The following is a 3,104-nucleotide window of genomic DNA, read 5'->3' on the forward strand; positions in this document are numbered from 1 at the left end:
CGAATCACATAATTGGCGATCGCACAAGCAAGCAAAGGAGTACCCCCAGAAGCTGCTGTGGGATTGAGAGGAAGCGATTGCAGCACACTAACTTCATCCTCCTGCACCGAACCTTCCGCCTCTAGCGTCCAGTTTCCCCCTTTTTCTAAAATCAAAAAACCTTTTTGCGCCCCCGCATTTTCGATCGCAATTTTCATCAATCTTTCCAGCAACCTACTCAAAACAATTTCACCCGAAATCGCTTGAGAAGCTTTCATCACCGTAGCTAAATCTAGCGTCTCACCCAAATTGTTGCTAGTAGTCGCCGTCGTAGTGCGATTAACTTTAGTTTGAGTAGTTGTCTTCCCTGAAGTTCTCGCGATTAATTGAGGATATTTTTCCTCCCAACTCTCAACTTTACGTTTAGCACCCCAGTATTGGTAGCCATAGTGGGCCTTAGTCAAATAGATTTGGGCAAATTCTTCTTTATCCTTCCCCAACCAGAACTTAGCAGCAAGTTCCGCCGCCAGCGCTTCATTCTGAATAAAATCACCCTCTCTAGCCTCAGCTATCGCGCGATCGTACAAATCCATCGCCTCCAAATCTCGACCTGAAATCCTCGCCATTTCTGCCGCCACTAGCGATAATTTATGTGCGAAACTTTCCGAGCAGTTATCAGCCCAAATTTTGATTTGTTTCTGATGAGCTTCTAATTGCTCCCAGTAATCTTTTCGCTCCGACTCAGAAACATCTGAATACAGAGCCGTTAAAATCAGACAACGGTAAAAATGATGGTGAGCACTAGAAATATGACCCATTAAATAATCGAGCAGTTCAGCAGCGCGATCCGATGCTTCTAGCGCCTCACTATACAGTCCGTAAAGATATAAAGTCTGCGCTTTTAAAACATAAAACTCGCACAGCGCCGCCATACTTTTACGGCTGTGGAAATTTTCTAAATGCTGTTCTTCGCTAACATCATCCTCTTCGCCCATCAAATTTAAAATGGCTATCTTATTAGCAATAATAATATCAATCGCCCATAAATTTTTAGTTTGCTCGCAAAAATGGAGCGACTTGCCAATATCTTCCAAAAGGTTATTCAAATTCATGCCCTGAAAGAAATAGGTAATAGTTTGAAACATCCGGTTATAACCCGTCCATTGCAAATTGCCCGATTGCAAGCCAACTTTATAACCTTCATTATTAATTGCCGCCGTAGTTTTGAGCGGTCTCACCCAGCAATTTAAGTAATTGGCAAAGATCACACTATCTTGGCAGTTTTGAGACAAGTTATTTGAATTTTCGCTGAGAGTCAGAGCGAGTCTGCCAAACTCATAAGCCGATTGGTAATCCCCTAAAATTGAATTTAGGATAATTCCATAACACGAATAGCAGTAAGACCCTCCCGCTACAAAACCGTACTTGAGAGAAAGGTTAATCGCTTTAATCACAGTCAACTTCCACAGTTCTTGAGATGAAAAGAACGTTAGCGGCCCCATGTTGCCCAATAATTTCATGGCCATTAGTTGAGCCGGATCTTTCATATTTTCGGCATGAATTAATGAAGCAATTTCTTGGTTTGCCAAGTTAGCTGTAGCTGTCGCCATTTCCGCATTAATCGCCTCACTTAAACTATCTTCAGCCAAGTCTATGCCCAGCAATTGAAGGGCTTTTAATCCCGATTGAACTGCTGCTTCATATTTACTCAGCAGAGTGTACTGCACGATCAAAATGTTATAAATTTCGGCTTTTTCTAGCTCAGATTTTGCCTGGGCAAATGCCACTTCTATTAAAGTTTCTGATTCTTCAAAATTGCCGTTTAAATATTCGGCCTCTGCCAGCTCCTTATGAAAGGTAAAAGCTAGTTCGTAGGAGTCTTGCCAAATATCGCCCGGTAAAATTTCTCGACCGAATTTTAAGTAGTCTCTGGCAGCAGCATAAGCCGTTGCATCTTTAGCTTTGCGAGCGGCTGTTAAATTTAAAATAGCGAGTTCAGTTTTCTCGTTATCATCAATGATTAAAGTCCGACCAGAATTCAAATGATCGACTATTTCAAAAACTCTTTCGGCTTGTCGTTCAGGAGAAATATTCGCTAGTAATAGGCGACCAATTTGTAGGTGAATTGCGGTTTGCAGTTGGGAGTCAATCAAAGCGTAACCCGACTGCTGCACGCGGTCATGCAAAAATTTATAAGTAGTAATTACTAAGTCTGAATTAATTATTTCTTCTGCGGTAGCACCTAACTCAGAAGTAGTTAAAATCAATCCCTCTTGGATGGCTGGCAATAGTTCTTGAAACGTGGCTCCCCAAGATTTTTCATTAATAATTGAGAGAGTGTTTAAGTCAAAACTATTACCCACGCAAGCAGCCAAACGCAAAACTTGCTGAGTTGATGGGGGGAGTCTTTTCAATTTGCCAATCATCAATTCAATGACGTTATCAGTAATACCTACTGATTCAATTTCGGAAATGTTCCAATCCCAGTTTCTTGCGTGAAAGTTGAATTTTAGCAGGTTTTCTTGATAGAGAGTTTTGAGAAACTGATTGACAAAAAAAGGATTACCTTGAGTTTTACTGACCACTAACTCGGCTAGGGGGAGCGCTGAGTTTTGGTCTTTACGCACGGTATCAGTAATTAAGTTAACTATGTGGTGAAGGTGTAAGGGAGCTAAAGTAATTCGCTCGATTCTTGCACCTTGATTTTGCAGCTCGTCCAAAGTCATCATTAAAGGATGAGATGGGTTGACTTCGTTGTCTCGATAGGCACCAATTAGAAATAGATAATTGGTTTGCTCATCTGCTATCATTACTTGTAGCAATTTCAATGTGGCGGCATCAGCCCATTGTAAATCGTCGAGAAAGATGACTAAGGGATAGTCAACTGAACAAAAGACGCGGATGAATTTTTGAAATACTAAATTAAAGCGGTTTTGTGCTTCAGTAGCGCCTAATTCTTGTACGGCTGGCTGTGGGCCAATGATTAATTCTACTTCAGGAATGACATCTACAATGATTTGACTATTAGTACCAATAGCTGCTAAGATTTTGTGTTTCCAGGTATTGAGTTGATTTTCGCTTTCTGTTAAGAGTTGCTTGACTAATGATTGAAAGGCTTTGACAAC

Annotated in this window: 1 protein-coding gene; it reads right to left on the reverse strand. The window is 41.0% G+C overall.

Annotated elements, in window-relative coordinates; genetic code table 11:
- Positions 1 to 3,104, reverse strand: a 3,104-nt coding sequence (locus QUA07_RS29730; RefSeq protein ID WP_333332815.1) for an AAA family ATPase, incomplete at both ends; no start/stop codon positions are given.

The sequence above is a fragment of the Microcoleus sp. T3_A4 genome, from assembly GCF_036700465.1.
Classification (GTDB): domain Bacteria; phylum Cyanobacteriota; class Cyanobacteriia; order Cyanobacteriales; family Microcoleaceae; genus Microcoleus.